Here is a 22866-nt window from a genome sequence, read left to right as displayed (position 1 = left end):
TTAACCCGCGTTTCAATAAGTTAGCTAGTGTACGCTCACTCGCAGCGCTGCTGCGGTGGCGAAAGGCGCCAGCGTTATGCTTCCCGCCAGCATCGCACCCAGTATCGCCAGGTAACCGTCTATCGGCATGCCCATAGAGGCGGCGTCGATAGCGGCGGTAGAAAATATCAGCACCGGGATATACAGCGGCAGCACCAGCAGGCTCAGCAGCACGCCCCCTTTGCGCAACCCGACGGTCAGCGCCACGCCGATAGCGCCAATCAGGCTCAGCGTCGGCGTACCCAGCAACAGCGTAAACGCCACCGCCAGCCAGGTGTGAGTGTCCAACGACAGCAGCAGCGCCACCAGCGGCGACAGGATCAACAGGGGTAAGCCCGTTACTACCCAGTGAGCACACACTTTGCCTAACACCGTCATCGGCAGCGGCGTTGGCAATAACAACAGTTGTTCCAGCGAGCCGTCGAGGAAATCATCGCGAAACAAACGCTCCAGCGACAGCAGGGCCGCCAGCAGCGCCGCCACCCAGATAATCCCCGGCGATATACGCGCCAGCAGTTGCGGTTCTGGCCCAATCCCTAACGGAAACAGCGTGATAACGATCAGGAAAAACCACAACGGATTAACGATTTCCGACCCTTTGCGAAAGGCAATCTTCAGCTCACGGCGCAATACAGTCAAAAACATTAAAGAGTCTCCACGCGGTTTTCCGTCAGGCTTATTTTCCCTACCGCCTGCGTTGCGCCGGCCAAATCCTGATGCGTGGTCAACAATACCATGCCGCCCTGCTGAGCATGTTGCTCAAAAAGGCTTATTAATTCAGCCACACCCTGCTTGTCTATCGCCGTCAGCGGCTCATCCAGGATCCACAGCGGACTACTGCTGAGCCACAACCGCGCCAACGCCACACGCCGCTGTTGACCGGCGGAAAGCTGCGCCACCGGTAAATCCTCATAACCCACCAGACCGACCTGCTCCAGCGCTTGCCAAATGGCCTGACGATCGGGCGCACCCCGCACCGCCTGGTAAAACTGCAGGTTCTCAAAGGGCGTCAACATGGTTTTAATCCCCGGCTGATGGCCGAGGAATAACAAATCCTGATAATAACGTTCGCGATGACGCAACGTATTTTGCCCGTGCCAGCAGACTTCTCCGCTTTCCGGTCTTGCCAAGCCCGCCAGAATGCGCAGCAGGCTGGTTTTTCCCGCGCCGTTCGGCCCTTCTACCTGAATAATGTCGCCCGGTTTTACCGTAAAGCTTAACGCGCTAAACAGGGTGCGTTCATCACGGACGCAACTCAGATTTTTAGCTTCCAGCATCGGGAGAACTCATATTTTTCTTTGGGATAGCGATCATAGCATAAGCCATCTGTGGCTCGTAGCCCGCAGCCGGTCACTCAACTACTCCAATAGGGGTAATATTGCGCCCCAGATCAAAAATGCGTAGAAAAACCCGGCAACGTTAAACTCTTGTTACTTTTTTCTGCAATTTGCCACATCGCTTTCACAGCTTCCCTGAGCCAACTACGCTTAATCATGACCCTGACAGTCTTTGATGGAGATAACGGATAATGAGCAATCAGCAGCAGCGCCCGGATGCAGAGCAGGAAAATAGCCTGCAGGTAGAAAGCAAAGAGCATGAACAGGGCAAGAGCGAAATTGAGGTAAAGGAAGAGAACTTGCCCTCGCGCGCAGCGGCAGTGCATGAGCTGATCCGCATGGAGGGCGAAAAAGAGCTGGAGCGCGACTGGCTGGCACTGCTGTGGTCAGCGGTGGCCGCCGGGCTGTCGATGGGGGCCTCACTGATGGCGAAAGGCATCTTCCACGCCCGCCTGCCGGACGATCCCAGCCGCTTCTTTATCGAAAATATCGGCTACACCTTTGGCTTTATCATCGTGATCATGGCCCGCCAACAGCTGTTTACCGAAAATACCGTCACCGCGGTACTGCCGATCATGCAAAAACCGACGTCGAGAAACCTCTTGCTTCTGTTTCGCCTGTGGGGCGTGGTGCTGCTGGGGAACCTGGTGGGGACCGGGCTGGCGTCGCTGGCGTTTATCCACATGCCGATTTTCGACGAGAACACCCGCAGCGCCTTCGTTAGCCTGTCGGAAGAAGTGATGAAAAACTCGCCGTCTGAAATGTTCGCCAACGGCATTCTGGCGGGCTGGATCATCGCCACCATGGTGTGGATGTTCCCTTCCGCCGGGGCCGCCAAGATTTGGGTGATTGTACTGATGACCTACCTGGTGGCGATCTGCGATCTGACCCACATCGTGGTGGGATCGGTAGAGATCCTTTATCTGGTGTTTAGTGGCGTCATTCCCTGGCAAGATTTTATCTACCCGTTCGCTATTCCAACGCTGGCCGGCAACATTATTGGCGGCACCTTTATCTTTGCGTTGATCAGCCATGCGCAGATCCGCAACGACATGAGCGACAAAAACAAGGCAGAGCGGCTGGTGGCGGAAAAACAAACCGACAAGGCGAGAAAACCGTGATCGCGATCAGCGCAGCGCGCGAAAATCACCGCATATTGGCGAGGGAATGAGCAAACGCACCGCTAAGCGCTTATTCTGCGGGTAAAAAAAGGTATACTGCCCCGGCAGCCTAGGTTGCCGGCCCGCAGCGTCCCCGTAGTTAAACGGATATAACAAGCCCCTCCTAAGGGCTAGTTACTGGTTCGATTCCAGTCGGGGACACCATAAATTTATATACTCACCTCTACCGCACCCACTAACCCACGACGTACGCCCCCTCCAATCCTGAGCGATTTATCGAACTTCAAATTTGGTCAATAAACCCCGTTTTATCAGAATGATGCATCCTCTCGCCCACAATCTGGCACAACGTCGAATATTAAAGGTATAATCTCAGATACTATTTGATCGATTTTAGAAACGAACATGACAAAGCTGACATTACAAGAGCAGATGCTCAAAGCGGGATTAGTAAGCAGTAAAAAGCTGGAGAAAGTACAAAGAACCACGAAAAAATCACGCGTTCAGGCTCGCGAGGCAAGAGAAGCCGTTGAAATCAACAAAAAGGCGCAAATAGAGCGCGATAAACAGCTGAGTGAACAGCAAAAGCAGGCCGCTTTATCTAAAGAATATAAAGCTCAGGTAAAACAGCTGATTGAAATGAACAGGATCGTCATTTCAAATGGTGACATTAGTTATAATTTCACAGACAACAATTTAATTAAAAATGTACGCGTAGATAAACTGACTCAATCTCAGTTAATTAATGGGCGTCTCGCCATTGCACGGCTGGTTAGTGATAATAACCCTGAGGGTGAATATGCCATTATCCCTGCGGTCGTGGCCAATAAAATTGCACAGCGAGATGCAAGCTATATTGTACTGAGCGCTGAACTCAGCCAGGAAGCCAAAGACGAAGAAGATCCTTACGCCGATTTTGTCGTCCCTGATGATTTGATGTGGTAATCAGAACTTTAGGGCAACGGACTCTCCCTCTTGCCCTAACATCAAAAATCCGTATTCCTGCCGCACCACGAAAAGGTCACTTACTGCAAATCAATGATTAGTGTCCGCAGGCTAAAAAATATTTTCATCACGCTTAAAACTGACAAATTAAACGGTCACACCTACAGCATTAAAAAACTTAAAATCGTATTTTAGTTCCCTTCGTTAAAATGTTAATATTGGCAAATGATCCGGATGGAGTAATAGCATGTTTCCCAACAAAAAATATTCACGACGAGCAAACCCGCTGACCAGCTATCAATTTTCTCGTCTGCATACTTTTGAATGCGTCGCCCGTCATTTATCTTTTTCACTGGCGGCAGAAGAACTGTCTATTACTCCCAGCGCCGTAAGCCACAGAATTAACCTGCTGGAAAAAGAGCTGGGGTTTCTTTTATTTCAACGATTCCACCGCAGAATTACGTTAACGCCGGATGGCGAGAGAATGCAATGGGCGTTAAATCATTCCTTCGATGCCCTGACACAGGAAATCCTGGATATCAAAAACCGCGAGCTGACGGGCAGCCTGACCATTTATTCTCACCCGTCTCTGGTCCAGTGTTTGCTGATACCCCGCATCGGCGATTTTATTGCTCTGCATCCGACCATTCATTTAAACATTCTCACCGGGCAGGAAAATATCAATTTGGCCAATCGGGGCGTGGATTTAGCCATGTATTTTGGCCGTCCACCATCGGATAAACAGCTGGACGAAATCTTTATGCGGGAGTCCATGGTTCCAATCTGCACGGAGAAATACGCCAAAACGCATAACCTTTATAATGCGCCTGGGAACCTGGCAGACTGCACTCTATTGCATGACAGATACAACTCCGGTGAAGACGAGTGGCAGATCTGGTCACAGCATTTTGATTTGGGCCTGGATACCGACGCCAAAAGCATGGAGTTCGACCGTTCGGACCTGGCGGTGTTGGCGGCAACTCAGCATCTTGGCGTGGCGATGGGGCGACTCAATCTGGTGCAGGACTGGATCAAAAGCGGCGAACTGATTATCCCGTTTACCGACATGATCTTGCCCTGCGAACACAGCTATTTTATGTCGACGCTCTCTGGGCGTCAGTGGCCTAAGATTATCGCATTCAAAGAATGGATGATGAAAATAACCCCTCTGGTCTGAGGGGCTAAAGGCGAAAAGATCGAAATGATCACCATTTTTTCGGAGTATACGAAAACTCAAGCGCACAGCTGTACAATCGTCCGGCCTTTGAATAATAAATATGCTTGCGGTTGTTATCCCACACCACAGCATAGTTATTAGCAAAGTTTATTATTTCAACCGGAGTTTGGTTTGATAATTTCCCCCGTTTCGTATTTTTCACCACAAAGAAATCACCATTATCGCTTAAGGTGATCAAAGGATAACCCCAGGCATATTTTGACACTTGTACAGTAATAATGAATTGGCTTTCACAGTTTATCTGATAGGTATGAATATCAACGTCCATAGTTTATATTTTTGGTGCAATCCTTCTGGTAAAATAAAACAAATATGAGCAGCTCACGACAATAAGCCCCAAAACGATCAGCACTGAACCCAAGACGAACTCGATCTGCAGCGGTTCTCCCAAGATCACCACGCCAGCCAGAATGCCAAAAATAGGCGTCATAAACGTCAGGATACCCAGCGAAGAAGCCTGGTAATGACGCAGCAGGGAGAACCAAATTAAATAACTGATAAATGAGACGATAACCGTTTGAAATACCAAACTGCTCCAGGCCACGGAACTCAGCGTGAAATGTACGTTCTGCATCGTCATCGCCAGCAGGGATAGCACAATGCAGGCGCCCGTCAGTTGGAACAGCAGCGTCTGTTTTGACGAGCAATTCGCCAAACCGGTTGTTCGAATAAGGATTGTAGAGCCGCCCCAGGATAACCCCGCTAATAAGCCATAAATATCCCCACGCAGCTGATTCACGCCCCCAGAGCTCTCGCCCATAGCGGAAATCGCAAGCACCACACCGCCGAAAGCGATGGCAATACCGGCCCACTGTACAGCCGACAAACGCTCGTGCCTGATGAAAAAATGCAGTCCGATGGCAGAAAAAAGGGGGGCAGTGTACAGAAAGACCGCCATGTGCGAGGCGCTGGTATAGCGCAAACCTTCAGAAACGAAAAAGAACTCCAGCGCGAACGACAGCCCAACGCCGAAACCGGCTAACAGCGTGCGGGGATCGAATAAAAGCTTTTCGCCTTTAAAACGCGCCAAGAGATAGACTGCCAAAGCGGCAATCCCTGATCGGATGGCAATTTGCAGCACGGCGGAAATATCCGGCTCGGCTGCCTTGATCGCCACCTGCTGCAGCCCCCATATGGCGCATATCATCACCATGGCGGCGCCAGCTTTGCCGTCTATATTATTTCTGGCACTCATCTAGCCTCCCGCAAACCGCTGAGTTATAAATGCACGTCTCCCTCACCACAAATAATCAGGTGATATACAATAAAATCGAGGGAAGCCGAAAAAATTATTCTTTAAAGACCAATATTTCCTGGTACATTTTAATCACTTCACTGTCGCTGTCAGTATCCCCGGTATATTCAGTTTGTTGTGCCACATGAATGACCTTCCAACCTCGTTTAGCGAGATCCGGAATAGTCATGCGGCCAATGTCGCGACAGTTAAACAAGGTATCATCACTCAACCGCATCTCACCGACACTGGCATAATCATAATATTTTGACTGACAAACATGCGACTCAGCCGCCATTAACGGCATTGAAAAAAGCCCGATTAACAGTATGAAACATACTTTCATAATAACCTCCACAACCCTTATCAATTTCATCTGACTTGTAAATAACCCGTGTTAAATAACAAGGCGTAAAATCCATTTAAATATATTTCGTTACGATGAAATTACACGGTATATGCCATTCTCTGACAAGTGATAAATATAGAGCTTTGTGTTAGATGAATTCATCCGAAGATTGACCTCCCCCACGCCCTTCAATTGAGCATGTTTCGCACACCTCGCCTCTCCCCAGCATCGAGCCGGTTAAAAACAAACCAAATAATTAGCAAGAAAAGTAACTCATTGTGACGCACATTGTGTTACATATGCGTTCCGCTTTACTCACGCCAAAAAACAATGAAAACGCTCAGAAAACAGCCTGGGCAACTCACTGATGCCAGAGGGTTTCGGAGAGGTTGGCAATCTATACACAGGGATAAAAAATGACATACAAATTGCGTACATTAACTCAGGCTATTGCTCTGGGACTGGTCGTTGGCAGTGCTTCTTTCGCTGCCCAGGCTGAGATCACATTGTTGAAGCAAGACCCGCAGGCCGGCGATCCGTTGAGCCGTCTTAACTTTACCGTTGGCGGCAGCATCCGCCCGCAGTTCAACAATATGACCGGCGATGGCGATAAGGGCTCTTACAAACGTAACGGTTTCGACGGCGGCACCCGCTTCCGTTTTGCCGCCGATTACTACCTGTTCGACGATATTAGCTGGATCAGCTATTACGAGCTGGGTGTCAATATTCCTGCGCTGTTCAACTGGGATAACCACTACGCCGACGGCGCCAATGACACCAGCCGCCGTATGCTCTACACCGGCCTGAAAAGCAAAACCTGGGGGCAACTGACCTTCGGCCAGCAAAACAGCATTTACTATGACGTGGTCGGTGCCAAAACCGATATCTGGGACTATGACATGTTGGCTCAGGCGCCAGGCAACGGCATCAACGGCGACTACGACGGTTCCTACCGTTCACGCAAGATGCTGAAGTACAAAAACAGCTTCGGCGATGCGGATGTTTATGCCTCTTACCTGTTCAGCGATGGCGAATACCTGCCGGGCAACGGTCTGCGCTATAAACGCCAGGGCGGCGGCTCACTGGGCGTGGACTACCATCTGACACCGGATCTGACCTGGGGTACCGCGTGGAACTATACCCGCGCCGAGATGCGCAATCCTTCCACCAGCGGCTCGAAAAATTACGATCAGAATATTGTCGGTACGGCGATCAGCTGGAAGCCGGACAACTGGACCCTGACCTTCGGCGGCGGTTGGTACAACAACTTCCTGACCACCAAAAAAGCCAACGTTAACGACTACTTCGCTGGCGATGCCTGGGGGATTGAATATCTGGCGGGGTATACTGTGCCGGTAGGCCAATATGCGGTGAAATCCGTGATGCCGTACTTTATGGGTGACCGTCTTGAGTACGTAACCGGCCGCAACTATCAGCGTATCGATAACGGTCTTGGCGTGACGGTACAATTTGATTACGGTTTCCGTGTGGACGTGGAACACGTACTGACGTCCAGCACCGATAACCTCGGCGACATGACTCTGGTGCGTTTGCGCTACGATTTCTGATTATCACCGATGTAAAAAAGGCCGCTTATGCGGCCTCTGACTGCTGACAAAATCCTCTGCACTTAAACGTTATGTTTTGTGCGCTCATAGAAACAAAGGATTCGGTCTTCAGGGTTTCCCCAAACACCCGAAAACCACGCTTTTCGGGTGTTTGTCATCTAACTAAGGCCGCTTATGCGGCCTTTTTCATTGCTGATCCGGTATCAGAATCCGCCGCGTGCCGACCGGCCCACCGCTTCACCCAACTGCCAAACCGCCATCGCATAATGGGTGCTGTGGTTGTAGCGAGTGATGGTGTAGAAGTTTGGCAGACCGTACCAATACTGATAACCGGTGCCAACATCCAGACGCAGCAGGCTGGCTTCCTGATTGTCGCCCAGCGATCCCTGTGGGCTCAACCCGGCCTCCGCCAGACTGGCGACGGAATAGCGGGTTTTAAACCCATTTTCCAATCCTGGCGCCTGGCCATTTGCCTGTACTGCCACGGGTTCGCCCTTGGCCCAACCGTGTGCTTTAAAGTAGTTGGCAACGCTGCCGATGGCATCCACCGGATCCCACAGGTTGATGTGGCCGTCACCGTTGAAGTCAACCGCATAGCTCTTGAATGAAGACGGCATAAACTGACCGTAACCCATTGCCCCGGCGAATGAACCTCGCAGCTCCAGCGGGTCATCCCCTTCTGTGCGCGACATCAGCAAGAAGGTTTCCAGCTCGCCGGCAAAGTAGTCGGCGCGACGCGGATAGTCGAAGGCCAGCGTCGCCAGCGCATCGATAATGCGGGTTTTACCCATCACGCGGCCCCAACGGGTTTCAACGCCGATAATGCCGACAATGATCTCCGGCGGCACGCCGTAAACCTGATAGGCACGCTGCAACGCGTCCTGGTACTGATTCCAGAACTGCACGCCGTTTTGCACGTTGTCCGGGGTGATGAATTTATTACGATAACGCAACCAGGAGCCGTTTGGCCCGGTCGGTCCCTGGGTGCTTGGCGTCGGCGCCTGACGATCCATCAGCCGCAGCACGGAATCCAGCCGACGGGCCTGCGCCAATACATCATGCAGTTGCTGGCGATCGAAACCGTGCTCCCGCACCATTTTATCGATAAAGCGGGCGGTGTTCGGGTTATTGGCAAAATCGCCGCCCAACGGCTGACCGGAATGCGCCGGCGTCAACAGGAATCCTCCTTTTACGGTGTTGTCCTGAGGCACGGCCGGGGTCGACTTCGGCCCGCTGCTACAGGCAGTGAGTAAGGTAAGCAGAGGGAGAAGAACAACTAAATGACGCATCGGATATCCATATAAGCCAGGCCAGTGATAAGTGTGGGTTATGTTAATCCATTGTCGGGTGCGAAAAAACTGGATTATGTCGCTCATCACAGAGCAACAAGTCGAAGTATTTTCGAAATGTGATGCAAGGCACAGAAACAAAGCACCACTTAGGGTAGGTCCGCGATACAGACAAAAACCTAAACCTTGATTAAATGAGATAAACTCTCATTTTGACTCGACGCAAAGCCTCCCTACGCTGCTTTTTTAGCGGCTCTTCCCGTCGGCAATGACTGATACAACGGAGTGTAATTTTGGATTCTCTCGGACAGATCGCTAAAAACACCTTTAAAAAATGTATTACTCGCCGCACCTACCTTTTCTCCATGCTTATTTTCGCCGCTGGCCTGACCTTGTTGTCCTATCTATCGCCCTATCTGGATGAAAATCGGTTTCGTGTCTACGCACACAGCGACATCGGCGAGTTTTTTGCGGTGTTCGTCTACCTGCTGTGCATAATGCTGTGGTCGCTGGGCTGGATAGGGTTAACCCTGTGGTTTGTCGCCCGTACCGCCTTTCGGCTCAACGACATCGGCACGCTCGGTTGGCCGCTGGCCCTGATACTGTATGGACTTAGCGTGGTGAATAACTACCATCCCGGCCCTGTCGAACGCTGGCTGATCCTGATAAGCCTGTTAGGGCTGCTGTGCGCACTGCTGCTGCCCTCAGGGTTCCTGGCACGTAAGGCCGGTTAGGCGCGTCGCCGCTGGCTATCTGCGGGGCAAGCGGTCACAATGCCACATCTCTCCCGGCCCAAACAGGAAATGCCATGTCTTGCCACTACCCCGCCCATTACGCCTTCGATAACGAAAGCGACGCCTGGCAGATTCACTTTCGCGATTTTCCTGAACAGCAGGCCGCCTGCTATAAACGTGAAGATATCGAGCTGGAAGCGCAGGAAAGCCTGCTGCTTGCCATCGCCATGGAAATGGAAGAAGGCCGTACGGTGCCAGCCCCTTCCCCTGCTCTGCCGGATGAATTGGCTATCCACCTGCCGGTGTTGGTGAAGCTAAAACTCGAACTGCATAACATTATGCTGGCCAGTGCCACCTCCAAAGCCGATCTGGCGCGCAAACTGGGCTTTAACGCCGGCCAGATGGATCGCCTGCTGGATGTGGCCTATGCCTCGAAGGTGGAAGCGCTGGAACAGGCGCTTTACCTGTTGGGCTATGAAGTCCAGACCTCGGTAGCAGAAGTTTGTCGGGGTTAAGAAAAATATTTTTGTCGGGGGCTAAATATTCTTCACTTTTCGCCGATGTGTTCGTTACCGAATCACCAAAAGCAAAAAGTGAAGGCTAAAAATGGAGTGGAGTCGCCGCAATATCTGGACCGTTATTCTGCTGTCGTGCCTTGTCTTCTGGGTCATCCTGCTGACCGGCGCCAACGCCGTCGCCTGATCCCTTTTCATAACATCACAGCAAGCATAATTATAAGGCCCGCGTCAGCGGGCTAATCCTCTATTGCCTGATAAAAAAGGTAAATAAAAATCGTTTAAAAACAGTCAGCGCTGGTTAAGAAATCGCCAAAAAATGTGATCAAAAACACAGTATTGTAATCAGGCTGGCAATGGGAGTACATTAGCGCCGATCCTGTCGTGGTTCATGTTTTACCTCAAGGACTATGAAGCGCGACGACCGGGTAATCCGTGGCCGAGGACGTTGTTCTTCCTTTTGAAGGATCCGCCTATTAGCCCTGGACTACCCACAAAACACTCAGCACAACAATCGGGATCATTGGCTTGCGAGGGACTCCAAACGGGAGTTGTTCAGTGAAATATTTTGTTATGGGCGTTTCATTCATGTTGGTGACATGGATTGGCACCTTTATGCTGATGGTTGCATAACCAAGGCATGACCGGGAATTTAGATAAAGGGGCGCACCAGCGCCCCTTTGTTGTTTCTGCTCCCCGGCTATTTCCCCGGCATCATGCGGCGCAAGGTATCGTCCTTACGCAGATAGTGGTGGTACAGCGCCGCCAACGCATGCGCGCCAATAATAAAGTAACCGGTATTGGCCAGGGTCTCATGCGTACTTTTGATTATCCGGCGCAACCACGGATCCGGCGTAACGAACTGCGGGACCTGCCAGCCCAGCAAAACCCACTCCTTTCCCCCGTAAGCCAGCGTCAGTACACCCAACACCGGCAACGTTAGAAACAGCAGATAGAGCAACGCATGAAAGATTTTTGCGCCCCATTCCTGCCACTCTTCCAGCGGCGGTGTGGTTGCCGGCGTAGCATAACGCCGACGTAATCCCAGCCGGATGAACATCAGCAAAAAGACCGCCAGGCCAAAGTTAAAATGCAGATTTTTTACCAGCGACGCCAGATCCTCCGGTACCGAGTTCTTCAGCAGCATCGCCGCATAGGTGAGGATCACCATCAGCAGCGTCAGCCAGTGCAAAACAATTTGCGATTTTGCGTAACGATTACCCATACAGGCTTCCAAATAAATAAAGAAAATCTTATTGGATCATAGTGGGTAAATAATGAAGAAAACCTTAGCGGGAAGAAAAAAGCCGGCGCGAATGCACCGGCCTGAAGGCATTACTTGGTCGCGGCCGGGGTGCTGCTCTTGACCGGCTTTATCAACCCGTCAGCACGGAACATCGCTTTGATACCGCGAACCGCCTGGCGAATACGATCCTGATTTTCAATCAATGCAAAACGCACGTGGGTGTCGCCGTAATCGCCAAAGCCAATGCCTGGCGATACGCAAACCTTGGCCTCCGCCAACAGGCGTTTGGCAAACTCAAGCGAACCGAGATGCGCATAAGGCTCGGGGATTTTGGCCCAAACGTACATCGAAGCTTTCGGATTTTCCACCATCCATCCCGCCTCATGCAGCCCTTTGACCAGCACGTTACGGCGCTGGCGATACTGTTCTGCAATATCCAGCACGCATTGTTGGTCGCCTTCCAGCGCAGCAATCGCGGCGACCTGCAGCGGGGTGAACGTCCCGTAGTCGTGATAGCTCTTGATGCGTGACAGTGCGTTGACCAGCTCCGGGTTGCCGACCATAAAGCCGATGCGCCAACCCGCCATGTTGTAGCTTTTCGACAGGGTGAAAAATTCTACCGCGATATCTTTGGCACCCGGCACCTGCATGATCGACGGCGCTTTCCAGCCGTCATAAACGATGTCGGCGTAAGCCAGATCGTGGATCACCAGCACGTCGTATTGCTTGGCCAGCGCCACCACGCGTTCGAAGAAGTCCAGCTCAACGCACTGGGCGGTAGGGTTCGACGGGAAGCCGAGGATCATCATTTTCGGACGCGGAATGGTTTCACGAATGGCGCGCTCCAGCTCACCAAAGAAATCCACGCCGTCCACCAGCGGCACAGAACGCACCTGCGCGCCGGCGATCACCGCACCGTAAATATGGATCGGGTAACTCGGGTTCGGCACCAGCACGGTATCGCCATGATCGAGCGTCGCCAGCATCAGGTGCGCCAGGCCTTCTTTCGAACCAATGGTGACAATGGCTTCAGTTTCGGGATCGATCTCCACCTGGTAGCGGTCGGCATACCAGCGTGAAATCGCACGGCGCAAACGCGGGATACCGCGCGAGGTAGAATAGCCGTGGGTGTCGTCACGCTGCGCAACGGTGCAGAGTTTTTCCACAATGTGCGGCGGCGTCGGCCCGTCGGGGTTGCCCATGCTGAAATCGATAATATCCTCGCCGCGACGGCGTGCAGCCATCTTGAGTTCGGCGGTGATGTTGAATACGTAAGGGGGGAGACGTTCAATACGCGTGAAACGGCGTTGCGGACTATTATCAGCCATAGGGACCTCAAAGTGACGTTAGCGCCCGGACCATCCGAGCGACGCTGGCCAATCTGTCGATTGACCGGATATTGAACATATCTCAGCCCCGGCAGGCTTGTCGATACCTCGCGCAATATTTTTATTTACCGGCCCTGAACTCCCTCGCCAACAGCCCGAACTGCCAGTCATCGCGCCATTGCCCCGCCAGCCGGTAGTTATCGCGCAACGTCCCCTCCAGCAAGAAACCGCATGACTCCAGCAGTCGGCGCGAGGCGATATTACCTTCGGTCACGGTGGCCGTCAGCTTATGAAAATCGCAGGCGTTAAAACCGAAATCCAGCACCGCCCGCAACGACTCCTTGCCGTAGCCCTTGCCCTGCCCGGACGGCAAACTGCCATAGCCCACTTCCGCCTGTTGGTAAGGTAACCACTGCGGACGAAAACCGGTCATCCCTACCACTTCTCCACTGGCCTTTTCTCGCATTACCAGGCACAACCACTGCTCCCCATATTTGTCCCAGACAGGGAGTCTGGCTTCAAAGCGCGTGCGAATTTCTGCTTCACTGAGCGGATCGGCGATATAACGAATCACCTCGGGATCCTGATACAAGCGCAGAAACAGCGGCCAATCGTTGGCCGTTATCGACTGCAGGGTCAAACGTTCAGTGACCAGTTTCATCTAAAATCTCCGAAAAACGAAAATGAGGAAGTTACGAATGAAAGATATCCCTTTATTTTCCTCTATTAAATTCAGATAATCATTAACGTCAAAACAACAAAACCATAACGCCTTACCCGGTCCCCTACAACCGTCCGTCGTTGCCCAGCGGCAGCGCGAGGAGAACACCATGGCTTCCTTACTGATTGACGATATTCCCAGCGCCATTACCGCCGTTAAACGGCAATTGCGACAGGCTTTGCCAAATTACCGCGAAACCTTTCTGGCGCTGGAAGACAACATCCGCCAGCAGGTTGAACAAATTCGCCAGGAACTGGCCGCCGGTCAGAACCCGGTGCCGCAAATCGATGCCGAAGATATTCTGCAGCAACGCGTCAGCGAGCAGCAAAAAGCCTTGATCAAACAGCGTGGTGCCTGCGCCATCCGCGGCGTGTTTCCTCGCGATAAAGCCGAAGCCTGGAACCGGGAAGTCGGCAACTACCTGGAGCGCAACAACTTCGTTGAACGCCTGAAAGGCGCTGCCGAAGATAACTACTTCGGTAAACTGGCCGCCAGCAAACCGCAAATCTACGGTATTTACTGGTCAAAACCGCAGGTGGAAGCGCGTCAGGACGCGCGCATGCACGCAGTGCAGGTGTTCCTCAACAGCCTGTGGGAAACCGAGAGTAACGGCAAACAGCACTTTGACCCGACGCGCGTTACCACCTATGCCGATCGCACCCGCCGCCGTCCGCCAAACTCCTCTTCGCTCGGCCTGTCGCCGCACGTCGACAGCGGCACCATCGAACGCTGGCTGGATGAGAATTTCCGTTACGTCTATCGTCACGTGTTCTCAGGCAACTGGCAGGCTTACGATCCCTTTGCCGCCGATGGTCGCACCGAAGTTCGTGAAATCGCGTCACCGGCGGTGTGTTCGATGTTCCGCACCTTCCAGGGCTGGACAGCATTAACGCCGCAGCGTACCCACGCCGGCACGCTGAACCTGGTGCCGATTGCCAACGCCATGGCCTACGTGTTGCTGCGTGCGCTGCAGGATGACGTCGCGGATGACGATTTGTGCGATGCCGCACCAGGCCGGGCGCTGTCGATCTCCGAAAAATGGCATCCCCTTTTATTAAGTGGAATTTCCCCTATTCCCGATTTGGAACCGGGCGACACGGTGTTCTGGCACTGCGACGTGATCCATGCGGTGGAAAACGAGCATAACGGCGAGTTCGACAGCAACGTGATGTACATCGCCGCCGCACCGGGCTGCGAGAAGAACGACGCTTACCTGCAACGCCAACTGCCCAGTTTTATGAGCGGCAAAACACCGCCGGACTTCGCCCCCGATGATTTCGAGGTGGATTTCGACGGGCGCGCCACGGTCGACCTGCTGACCCCACTCGGCAAAGAACAGTTAGGCATCAAATAACCGCGTCCCCGTGGTGCGCCGCCGGCCGCCACGGGGCCAATCCGCTGTGATATACTCCGCCCTATCTTTCCGCCGCAGCGAGAGTCCGTCGTGCACCCTTTTTTTGAAATGCTGTTAGCGGTATTCGATCGCGCAGCGCTGATGCTGATCTGCCTGTTTTTCCTCACCCGCACCCGGTTGTTCCGCCAGTTGCTGCAAAAAGAGGACCATACGCCGCTTGAACTGGGCATGGTCACCGCCATTTTCTCGCTGTTTGCGCTGTTCAGCACCTATTCAGGCGTCAACGTGGAAGGCTCGCTGGTCAACGTGCGGGTGATCGCCATCATGGCCGGCGGCATCCTGTTCGGCCCCTGGGTAGGGATAGTCACGGGGATTATCGCCGGGGTGCACCGCTACCTGATTGATATCGACGGTATCACCTCGGTTCCCTGTCTGATCACCAGCATCATTGCCGGTATCAGCGCCGGCTATATCAACCTGAAGGTGAAGAAAGAGCAGCGTTGGCGCGCCGGGATCGTCGGCGGCATGCTGTGCGAATGTCTGACCATGCTGTTGATTGTGCTGTGGGCCAAGCCGACCGAGCTGGGGCTGGATATTGTCTCCAAAATCGCCCTGCCGATGATCCTCGGCACGGTGTGCATCGGCCTGATCGTGCTGCTGGTGCAGAGCGTGGAAGACGAAAAAGAAGTGATTGCCGCGCGGCAAGCCAAGCTGGCGCTGGATATTGCCCGCAAAACGCTGCCCTATTTCCGTAATATCAACAGCGAAACGCTGGCCACCATTTGCGACATCATTCGTCATGACATTCAGGCCGATGCGGTGGCCATCACGGATACCCACCAGGTGCTGGCCTACGTCGGCGTGGGCGAAGAGGCATACCCCATTGGGCGTGAAGGGCTGAGTCGCGTCACCCGCGAAAGCATCCGGCACGGCAAGATCATCATCAAAAATAACCTGGAAAACCCGGCCACGCCGCAGATCCACTCGCAGTTGGTGATCCCGCTGTGGGAAAAGGGAGAAGTGACCGGCGCGCTGAAAATTTACTACTGCCACGCCCACCAGATCACCAATACGCTGAAGGTGATGGCGGTCGGTCTGTCGCAGATCATCTCCACCCAAATGGAGGTCTCGCGTATTGAGCATCTGCGTCAAATGGCGGACAAGGCGGAAATGCGCGCCCTGCAGAGCAAAATTAATCCCCATTTCCTGTTCAACGCCCTGAACGCCATTTCGTCCTCGATCCGCATCAATCCGGACACCGCTCGTCAGCTGATTATCAACCTGTCGCGCTACCTGCGTTATAATTTGGAGCTGAACGACGAGTTGATCGACATCCGCAAGGAACTGCATCAAATTCAGGATTACATCGCCATCGAACAGGCGCGTTTCGGCGCCAAGCTGACGGTGATCTATGATATCGATGACGACATCTCGGTGCGTATTCCCAGCCTGCTGATCCAGCCGCTGGTCGAGAACGCCATTGTGCACGGCATTCAACCGTGCAAGGGCAAAGGGGTAGTGGTGATTGCGGTGAAAGATCAGGGCGATCGAGTCAGGATTTCGGTCAAAGATACCGGTCACGGTATCGACCCGCAGGTCATCGAACGCGTCGCCCGCAATGAGATGCCTGGGCACAATATCGGCCTGCTGAACGTGCATCATCGCGTCTCCCTGCTGTACGGCGAAGGGTTGCGAATTCGCCGTCTGGAACCCGGCACCGAGATTGCCTTTTACATCAGCAAAAACGGCGGCAAACTGCCGGTGGATAACAGCGCGCTGCCAGCCGGAGAGCCATCATGAAAGCCATCATTGTCGAAGACGAGTTTCTCGCTCAGGAGGAGCTCAGTTATCTGATCAAGAAACACAGCAATATCGTCATCGAAGCCACCTTCGATGACGGGCTGGACGTGCTGAAATACCTGCAAAACCACCAGGTAGACGCCATTTTCCTCGACATCAATATTCCGTCATTGGACGGCGTACTGCTGGCGCAAAACATCAGCAAATTTGCGCACCGGCCTTCGATAGTGTTTATCACCGCCTATAAAGAACATGCGGTGGAAGCGTTCGAAATCGAAGCGTTTGACTACATTCTCAAGCCCTATCACGAGGCACGCATCGTCACCATGCTGCAAAAGCTGGAGGCGCTGCATAACCGCCCGGCCAACCTGCCGGAACAGGCCAGCGCACCGAACCGCAGCAGCCACAGCATTAACCTGATCAAAGACGAGCGGATTATCGTTACCGACATCAACGACATTTACTATGCCGCCGCCGATGAGAAAGTGACGCGGGTTTACACCCGGCGCGAAGAGTTTGTGATGCCGATGAACATCACCGAATTTTACGGCCGCCTGCCTGAGGAGCATTTCTTCCGCTGCCACCGCTCCTACTGCGTCAACCTGTCAAAAATTCGCGAGATCGTCCCTTGGTTCAATAACACCTATATTCTGCGGCTGAGCGACCTCGATTTTGAAGTGCCGGTCAGCCGCAGCAAGGTCAAAGAGTTTCGCAAGCTGATGCGCCTGTAATCGCCAGCGGCTACCAGCGTGGCCCCGGCCCGTAGTAATAACCTGGCGGTGGCGGAGGCGGCATGCGGTAATGTGGGCGTTCGCGCCATTCGCGCCGTGGCGGACCGTAATAGATCACCCGCGGTGGTGGGCCATAGTAATAGCCACGCGGACGTTCATAGCCACGATGTTCAGCCCACCAGCGTGGATCGCGCCAGCGACCGCCGTCCCAATAGTGACCGCGATTATCGCGATCGCCGATATGCAACGAAAGCCCCGGCACATTCACACCGATGGACACGTCCGCATGGCTCACTAACGGCAGCGACAGCAGTGCGGCCAGTAACAACACTGTTTTTTTCATCTTAACGACTCCTGCAAAGCGGAACCCGTCCGTTCACCGCTAACATAGGCCTGTGCCCGCCGCCGCTCTATAGGAACAGTGCCCATTTACGCCTTTCGCACACATCCTTCACAATTTACCCACAATCTTGCACCGATGATTTACAATAAATCGCTGATATTCTTGATGTAGATCACGTGGCATCAGCTGCATTTCATCCCCTTTTCCCCCCTAAAACGGCAACTCATGCGCTGCCAGATGCATTTCATTCCTTCCCTTGTGCAACTCATTCCCGATCCGCCGCCGAGTGGTACTACCAGCCATATAATATGCCCATACCGCGGGGCTACAGACGCTACCGCAAATTCTCGCCAACGGCTGACCGCCCGGCAATACACACACAGGAAGGAGACCGGCCATGAACACTAAACCGGTAAATCGCAGCTTAATCGTTCTGGGCACCATCATCTGCCAGATGGGTCTCGGCACTATCTATACCTGGAGCCTGTTCAACCAGCCGCTGGTCGACAAGTTCCACTGGGGCCTCGGTGACGTCGCCACCACCTTCTCCATCACCAGCTTCTTCCTGGCCTTCGCCACCCTGTTTGCCGGCAAACTGCAGGAACGCTTCGGCATCCGTAACCTGACGCTGTTCTCCGGTATCCTGGTAGGTCTTGGGCTGATTGCCAGCGCCTACGTCAGCTCGCTGGACATGATTTACCTGCTGGCCGGCGTGGTGGTCGGTTTCGCGGTAGGTATCGCCTATATCTCTACCCTGTCCAACCTGATCAAATGGTTCCCGGCCAACAAAGGCTTGATCTCGGGTATCTCTGTGGGGGCTTTTGGTAGCGGCAGCCTGTTGTTCAAATACGTCAACGCCGCGCTGATTGCCGACGTGGGCGTCTCCAGTGCCTTCTTCTACTGGGGTGCCATTGTTATGGCGCTGATTGTTCTGGGCTCCCTGCTGCTGAAAGAACCCGTACTGGCAAGCAAATCCGCACAGCAGAGCGCGGGTAACCTGGGCAACGACTTCAGCGTACGCCAGATGCTGGCGACCAAAGAAGCCTACCTGCTGTTCATGATTTTCTTCGCTGCCTGCATGAGTGGTCTCTACCTGATCGGTATCGTCAAAGACATGGGCGTGCAACTGGCCGGAATGGACCTGGCGACCGCCGCCAACACCGTGTCCGCCGTCGCTATCTTTAACACCGCAGGCCGCATCATTCTGGGCACGCTGTCTGACAAAGTGGGCCGCATGCGCGTCATCAGCTTCACCATGCTGGTTACCGTGCTGGCGATTGTGGCGCTGAGCTTCCTCACCCTGAATCACACACTGTTCTTTATCTGCGTCGGCGCAGTCGCCTTCTGCTTCGGGGGCAACATCACCGTGTTCCCAGCGATTGTCGGTGACTTCTTCGGCCTGAAAAACCACAGCAAAAACTACGGCATCATCTATCAAGGCTTCGGTTTGGGCGCGCTGGCGGGTTCATTTGTCGCCAAATACTTCGGCGGCTTCCACGCGACCTTTATGGTGATTGGCGTGCTGTCCATCGCTTCCCTGATTATCACCTTGTTCATCAAGGCACCGAAAGCGGTAGCGCAGGAAGAAGAAGCATTCGAGCCGGCGCATCTGGCTAAAGCCTGATAGCTTAGACGGCAAAAAGGGGCGCAACCCACTGGGTTGCGCCCCTTTTTTATCGCTGCGTCAGGTTACAGATGCATCCCCAGCGTCTGGCGCAGGTGGGCACCGGCACCCAGCAAGCCCGGTTGGTCATGGGTAATCATGAATACCGGGATCTCACGTACATAATCTTTGAAACGTCCTTTATCCTCGAACGCCGCACGGAAACCGGAAGCTTTAAAGAATTCCATAAAGCGCGGCACAATGCCCCCGGCGATGTAAACGCCGCCAAAGGTCCCCAGGTTCAACGCCAGATTGCCGCCGAAACGGCCCAAAATTACGCAAAACAGCGACAGGGCACGGCGGCAATCGATGCAGCTGTCGGCCAATGCGCGCTCGGTAATGTCCTTCGGCTCCAGCTTTTCCGGCAGCCGGTTATCCGACTTGACGATAGCGCGGTAAAGATTGACCAGGCCGGGACCGGACAGGACGCGTTCGGCGGAGACATGACCCACTTCGGCGCGCAACACCTCCAGAATGATGTCCTCCTCTTCGCTGTTCGGCGCAAAGTCCACATGACCGCCCTCGCCCGGCAGGCTCACCCAGCGGCGGTTGACGTGCACCAGATGCGCCACCCCCAGGCCAGTCCCGGCACCGTATACCGCAATAGGTTTGTCTTTTTGCGCGTTACCGCCGCCGAACTGCAACACGTCGTCTTCTGACAGCATCGGGATCGCCATCGACACGGCGGTGAAGTCATTAATCACTTCCAGATGGCTCAGCCCCAGGTTGGCCTTCATCTCTTTAATCGAAAACGCCCAGGTGTGATTGGTCATGGCAACCCAGTCTTCGGTGACCGGGCAGGCAATCGCGATACAGGCGTCCTGCACCTGAATATCATGCTCTTGCAAATATTGGCGGATCACCGCCTCCAGACTGTCAAACTCCAGGCCGGAATAGGTTTTCGCCTGGGTAATTTCACCCGTCGCCACAGTGCACAACGCCAGGCGGGCATTGGTGCCGCCTACATCACCTACGAGGGCATAGGTCATCAGTATCTTCTCCGCAAAATGAATAATAGAAAGCTGCCCACACTGTAAAATCCCGCCGCAAAAACAACAATCACCATCCTCCGCGCTGCCGTCCATTAGCGATCCAGATCACAAAAAACGTTTCAGCCTGGCGGCTTCAAGGCGATTTGAAACAAATTGCGGCAAAAAACGTCGCGCAGTGGCTGTTAACCGTCATAACTCGTAGGCACTATTACTCCGCTGTGGACCTGGCCCAGCCGGAAATTTCTTTGCGTGCCAGCGTGTCGATTGTCTGGCAAGCTAGCGCTATAACCCAATCACCCGTTCGCCCTGCCAGCCAGAGGGCCATTGACAAGGGATCCCCGCATGTTGCACCCGCGCGCCAATGCCATGTTGGCCTTCGCTCTGCCTGCTCTCATTATCGGTTCTGCCTCAAGTTTGGTGCTCATTCTGGTGATGAAGTTCGCCGAGGCCCTGCAACGGCTGCTCTGGGTCAATGTTCCCGCAGCGTTGAATATCGACACTCACTCCCCCTGGTGGCTGGTGGGCATGTTAACGCTCACCGGCGTCGCCGTCGGGCTGATTATCCGTTTTCTCCCCGGCCATGCAGGGCCGGATCCGGCGACCGAGTCTTTGATCGGTATGCCGTTGCCGCTTTCTGCGGTGCCTGGGCTGGGGCTGGCGTTGATTATTGGCCTGGCGGGCGGCGTCAGTTTGGGACCGGAAAATCCGATCACCGCCATCAATATTGCGCTGGTGGTGGCGGCAGGTTCGCGTTTGCTGCCGAAAGTGCCGCGTATGGACTGGATTATTCTCGCGGCGGCCGGCACCATCGGCGCGCTGTTTGGCACCCCGGTCGCCGCGGCGCTGATCTTTTCGCAAACCCTGGCGGGCAATAATGACGTTCCCTTGTGGGACAGGCTATTTGCCCCGCTGATGGCGGCAGCGGCGGGAGCGGTCACCACCCAGCTATTTTTCACCCCGAATTTCTCACTGCAAATTGATGCCTATGCCGCGACCCGGCTGGCAGATATTTTCAGCGGCTCGGTAGTCGCCCTGATCGCCATCGCGCTGGGTATGGTAGCCGTGTGGAGTTTTCCGCACATTCATCGCCTATTTCATTCGATTAAGAATCCGGTGCTGATGCTGGGGTTAGGCGGCTTTGTGCTCGGCCTGCTGGCGCTGATCGGCGGTGAAATCACGCTGTTCAAAGGGCTGGACGAAATGAAGCAGTTAGCCATCGGTGAGAATTTCTCCGTCACGGAACTGATGCTGATTACGCTGACTAAACTGGCGGCGCTGGTGATTGCCGCTGCCAGTGGTTTTCGCGGCGGGCGCATCTTCCCAGCGGTGTTTGTCGGCGTAGCCTTGGGGCTGATGCTGCATCAGCACGTGCCGGCCGTGCCGGCAGCCATTACCGTTTCCTGCGCCATTATGGGGTTGGTACTGGTGGTCACGCGTGACGGCTGGCTCAGCCTGTTTATGGCCGTTGCGGTGGTGCCGGAGCTGCATCTGCTGCCGGTGCTGTGCATCGTGATGCTGCCCGCCTGGCTGGTGCTGGCGGGCAAACCGCTGATGCTGGTGGGCAAGGGCAAACAGCTTCCCCCGCGCGAAGATTAAGCCAGCGCGAATTCCGCTGCGGCGCGCGCATGGATGTCGGTGGTGTCGAATACCGGCACTGACGCATCTTGCGCGCTGACCAGCAGGCCAATTTCGGTACAGCCGAAAATAATGCCCTGAGCCCCCTGCTGCTCCAGATCACCGATAATGCGGCGATACTCGTCACGCGACGCATCGCGGATTTTACCCAGGCACAGTTCTTCATAAATAATGCGGTGCACAATGTCACGATCGGCGGCTACGGGAGTGACCACCTCGATACCGTGCTTTTCCTGCAGTCGCCCACGGTAGAACTCCTGCTCCATGGTAAAGCGCGTACCGAGCAGCCCAACGCGACGAATATCCTGTTGGCGCACCTGCAGCGCAGTGGCGTCGGCGATGTGGATCAGCGGTAAACCGCTGGCCTGCTCGACCGCATCCGCCACCTTGTGCATGGTGTTGGTGCAAATGACAATGGCCTGCGCACCGGCGGCGCGTAACGAGGTCGCCGCGTCAGCCAACAAGCGCCCGGCGCCGTCCCAGTCGCCCTGATGCTGCAGGCGTTCCACCTCGTGAAAGTCGACGCTGTAGAGCACGATTTTAGCGGAATGCAGACCGCCCAGCCGTTGCTTAACCTGTTCATTGATCGTGCGGTAATAAGGAATGGTCGATTCCCAGCTCATACCGCCCAGCAGTCCCAGCACTTTCATCATTGCTCCTCGTTTTCATCGCCGTAATTCTTCGA

24 protein-coding genes and 1 tRNA gene are annotated in these 22866 nt (G+C 54.1%); 13 read left to right on the top strand and 12 right to left on the bottom strand.

Features of this window, described 5'->3' with window-relative positions; genetic code table 11:
* Positions 1-24: 24 nt before the first annotated feature.
* Positions 25-684, bottom strand: coding sequence for a heme exporter protein CcmB (gene ccmB / locus ACMGG1_RS06160; RefSeq protein ID WP_044552718.1), 660 nt, complete (start codon positions 682-684; stop codon positions 25-27).
* A complete protein-coding gene (ccmA, locus tag ACMGG1_RS06155; protein ID WP_020827926.1) occupies positions 684-1316 on the bottom strand; it encodes a cytochrome c biogenesis heme-transporting ATPase CcmA in 633 nt (210 codons plus the stop codon). Before ccmA ends, ccmB begins: the two co-directional genes overlap by 1 nt.
* A 251-nt stretch (positions 1317-1567) precedes the next feature.
* Between ccmA and ACMGG1_RS06150 the strand changes: the two genes are divergently transcribed.
* The 4 genes from ACMGG1_RS06150 (at position 1568) to dsdC (ending at position 4619) form a co-directional block, all read left to right on the top strand.
* Positions 1568-2497 (top strand): formate/nitrite transporter family protein, encoded by a 930-nt coding sequence (locus ACMGG1_RS06150; RefSeq protein ID WP_198639930.1) that lies wholly within the window; start codon positions 1568-1570, stop codon positions 2495-2497.
* Between the two features lie 129 nt (positions 2498-2626).
* Positions 2627-2701, top strand: a tRNA-Arg gene (locus tag ACMGG1_RS06145).
* A 201-nt stretch (positions 2702-2902) separates the two neighbouring features.
* Positions 2903-3442: a DUF2058 domain-containing protein gene (locus ACMGG1_RS06140; protein ID WP_020827932.1), complete on the top strand. Its 540-nt coding sequence runs from the start codon at positions 2903-2905 to the stop codon at positions 3440-3442.
* Between the two features lie 247 nt (positions 3443-3689).
* Positions 3690-4619, top strand: a complete 930-nt coding sequence (gene dsdC, locus ACMGG1_RS06135; protein WP_020827933.1) for a DNA-binding transcriptional regulator DsdC — start codon at positions 3690-3692, stop codon at positions 4617-4619.
* A 28-nt stretch (positions 4620-4647) separates the two neighbouring features.
* On the opposite strand, the gene ACMGG1_RS06130 is transcribed toward dsdC, so the two are convergent.
* The 3 genes from ACMGG1_RS06130 to ACMGG1_RS06120 all read right to left on the bottom strand — a co-directional run bounded on the left by ACMGG1_RS06130 (position 4648) and on the right by ACMGG1_RS06120 (position 6259).
* Positions 4648-4947 carry a hypothetical protein gene (locus ACMGG1_RS06130; RefSeq protein WP_048762969.1) on the bottom strand — a complete coding sequence of 100 codons (300 nt, stop codon included), beginning with the start codon at positions 4945-4947 and terminating at the stop codon, positions 4648-4650.
* 3 nt (positions 4948-4950) lie between these two features.
* A complete protein-coding gene (locus tag ACMGG1_RS06125) occupies positions 4951-5874 on the bottom strand; it encodes a DMT family transporter (protein WP_414161221.1) in 924 nt (307 codons plus the stop codon).
* A 94-nt stretch (positions 5875-5968) separates the two neighbouring features.
* On the bottom strand, positions 5969-6259 hold the full coding sequence (locus tag ACMGG1_RS06120; protein ID WP_414161220.1) for a hypothetical protein: 291 nt from the start codon (positions 6257-6259) through the stop codon (positions 5969-5971).
* A gap of 419 nt (positions 6260-6678) precedes the next feature.
* On the opposite strand from ACMGG1_RS06120, the gene ACMGG1_RS06115 reads away from it, so the two are divergent.
* Positions 6679-7830 (top strand): porin, encoded by a 1152-nt coding sequence (locus ACMGG1_RS06115; RefSeq protein ID WP_020827937.1) that lies wholly within the window; start codon positions 6679-6681, stop codon positions 7828-7830.
* A gap of 203 nt (positions 7831-8033) precedes the next feature.
* Here ACMGG1_RS06115 and mltB read toward each other — a convergent pair whose 3' ends face one another.
* Complete coding sequence (mltB, locus tag ACMGG1_RS06110) at positions 8034-9119, bottom strand: lytic murein transglycosylase B (protein WP_414161219.1); 1086 nt, start codon at positions 9117-9119, stop codon at positions 8034-8036.
* Positions 9120-9412: 293 nt separating this feature from the next.
* Here mltB and ACMGG1_RS06105 point away from each other — a divergent pair, with 293 nt between their 5' ends.
* From ACMGG1_RS06105 to ypdK, 3 genes are all read left to right on the top strand, one after another.
* Positions 9413-9853, top strand: a complete 441-nt coding sequence (locus tag ACMGG1_RS06105; RefSeq protein ID WP_401423894.1) for a hypothetical protein — start codon at positions 9413-9415, stop codon at positions 9851-9853.
* Positions 9854-9927: 74 nt separating this feature from the next.
* Positions 9928-10368: a hypothetical protein gene (locus tag ACMGG1_RS06100; RefSeq protein WP_130015424.1), complete on the top strand. Its 441-nt coding sequence runs from the start codon at positions 9928-9930 to the stop codon at positions 10366-10368.
* Positions 10369-10926: 558 nt separating this feature from the next.
* Entirely contained in the window at positions 10927-11001 is a 75-nt protein-coding gene (ypdK, locus tag ACMGG1_RS06095) for a membrane protein YpdK (protein ID WP_104410986.1), read from the top strand.
* Positions 11002-11068: 67 nt separating this feature from the next.
* Here ypdK and ACMGG1_RS06090 read toward each other — a convergent pair whose 3' ends face one another.
* The 3 genes from ACMGG1_RS06090 to ACMGG1_RS06080 all read right to left on the bottom strand — a co-directional run bounded on the left by ACMGG1_RS06090 (position 11069) and on the right by ACMGG1_RS06080 (position 13603).
* Positions 11069-11593 (bottom strand): cytochrome b, encoded by a 525-nt coding sequence (locus tag ACMGG1_RS06090; RefSeq protein WP_048762963.1) that lies wholly within the window; start codon positions 11591-11593, stop codon positions 11069-11071.
* Positions 11594-11703: 110 nt separating this feature from the next.
* Positions 11704-12942 (bottom strand): alanine transaminase, encoded by a 1239-nt coding sequence (alaC, locus tag ACMGG1_RS06085; protein ID WP_258090612.1) that lies wholly within the window; start codon positions 12940-12942, stop codon positions 11704-11706.
* A gap of 121 nt (positions 12943-13063) precedes the next feature.
* Complete coding sequence (locus tag ACMGG1_RS06080) at positions 13064-13603, bottom strand: GNAT family N-acetyltransferase (RefSeq protein ID WP_115058379.1); 540 nt, start codon at positions 13601-13603, stop codon at positions 13064-13066.
* A 169-nt stretch (positions 13604-13772) separates the two neighbouring features.
* Between ACMGG1_RS06080 and ACMGG1_RS06075 the strand changes: the two genes are divergently transcribed.
* From ACMGG1_RS06075 to ACMGG1_RS06065, 3 genes are all read left to right on the top strand, one after another.
* Positions 13773-15017: a DUF1479 domain-containing protein gene (locus ACMGG1_RS06075; protein ID WP_046373009.1), complete on the top strand. Its 1245-nt coding sequence runs from the start codon at positions 13773-13775 to the stop codon at positions 15015-15017.
* Between the two features lie 108 nt (positions 15018-15125).
* Positions 15126-16817, top strand: a complete 1692-nt coding sequence (locus ACMGG1_RS06070) for a sensor histidine kinase (protein WP_041415550.1) — start codon at positions 15126-15128, stop codon at positions 16815-16817.
* Positions 16814-17548, top strand: a complete 735-nt coding sequence (locus ACMGG1_RS06065) for a LytR/AlgR family response regulator transcription factor (RefSeq protein WP_020827947.1) — start codon at positions 16814-16816, stop codon at positions 17546-17548. The genes ACMGG1_RS06070 and ACMGG1_RS06065 overlap by 4 nt, the downstream gene beginning before the upstream one ends.
* 10 nt (positions 17549-17558) lie before the next feature.
* Here the strand turns inward: ACMGG1_RS06065 and ACMGG1_RS06060 are convergent, their stop codons facing one another.
* Complete coding sequence (locus ACMGG1_RS06060) at positions 17559-17891, bottom strand: DUF2502 domain-containing protein (protein ID WP_122079940.1); 333 nt, start codon at positions 17889-17891, stop codon at positions 17559-17561.
* Between the two features lie 397 nt (positions 17892-18288).
* On the opposite strand from ACMGG1_RS06060, the gene ACMGG1_RS06055 reads away from it, so the two are divergent.
* Entirely contained in the window at positions 18289-19515 is a 1227-nt protein-coding gene (locus ACMGG1_RS06055; RefSeq protein WP_122079941.1) for an OFA family MFS transporter, read from the top strand.
* A 65-nt stretch (positions 19516-19580) separates the two neighbouring features.
* On the opposite strand, the gene glk is transcribed toward ACMGG1_RS06055, so the two are convergent.
* Positions 19581-20546 (bottom strand): glucokinase, encoded by a 966-nt coding sequence (gene glk, locus ACMGG1_RS06050; protein WP_371078266.1) that lies wholly within the window; start codon positions 20544-20546, stop codon positions 19581-19583.
* A 342-nt stretch (positions 20547-20888) separates the two neighbouring features.
* Here glk and ACMGG1_RS06045 point away from each other — a divergent pair, with 342 nt between their 5' ends.
* Positions 20889-22142, top strand: coding sequence for an ion channel protein (locus tag ACMGG1_RS06045; RefSeq protein WP_142814737.1), 1254 nt, complete (start codon positions 20889-20891; stop codon positions 22140-22142).
* Here the strand turns inward: ACMGG1_RS06045 and ACMGG1_RS06040 are convergent.
* Positions 22139-22831 carry an aspartate/glutamate racemase family protein gene (locus ACMGG1_RS06040; RefSeq protein ID WP_115058375.1) on the bottom strand — a complete coding sequence of 231 codons (693 nt, stop codon included), beginning with the start codon at positions 22829-22831 and terminating at the stop codon, positions 22139-22141. The two genes, ACMGG1_RS06045 and ACMGG1_RS06040, sit on opposite strands and share 4 nt — an antisense overlap.
* Positions 22832-22866 lie beyond the last annotated feature (35 nt).

The sequence above is a fragment of the Serratia sp. BNK-12 genome (assembly GCF_047456085.1).
GTDB classification, from domain to species: domain Bacteria; phylum Pseudomonadota; class Gammaproteobacteria; order Enterobacterales; family Enterobacteriaceae; genus Serratia; species Serratia liquefaciens.
Note: the sequence above shows the minus strand (reverse complement) of the source record. Positions and strands in the feature narration are given on the sequence as shown.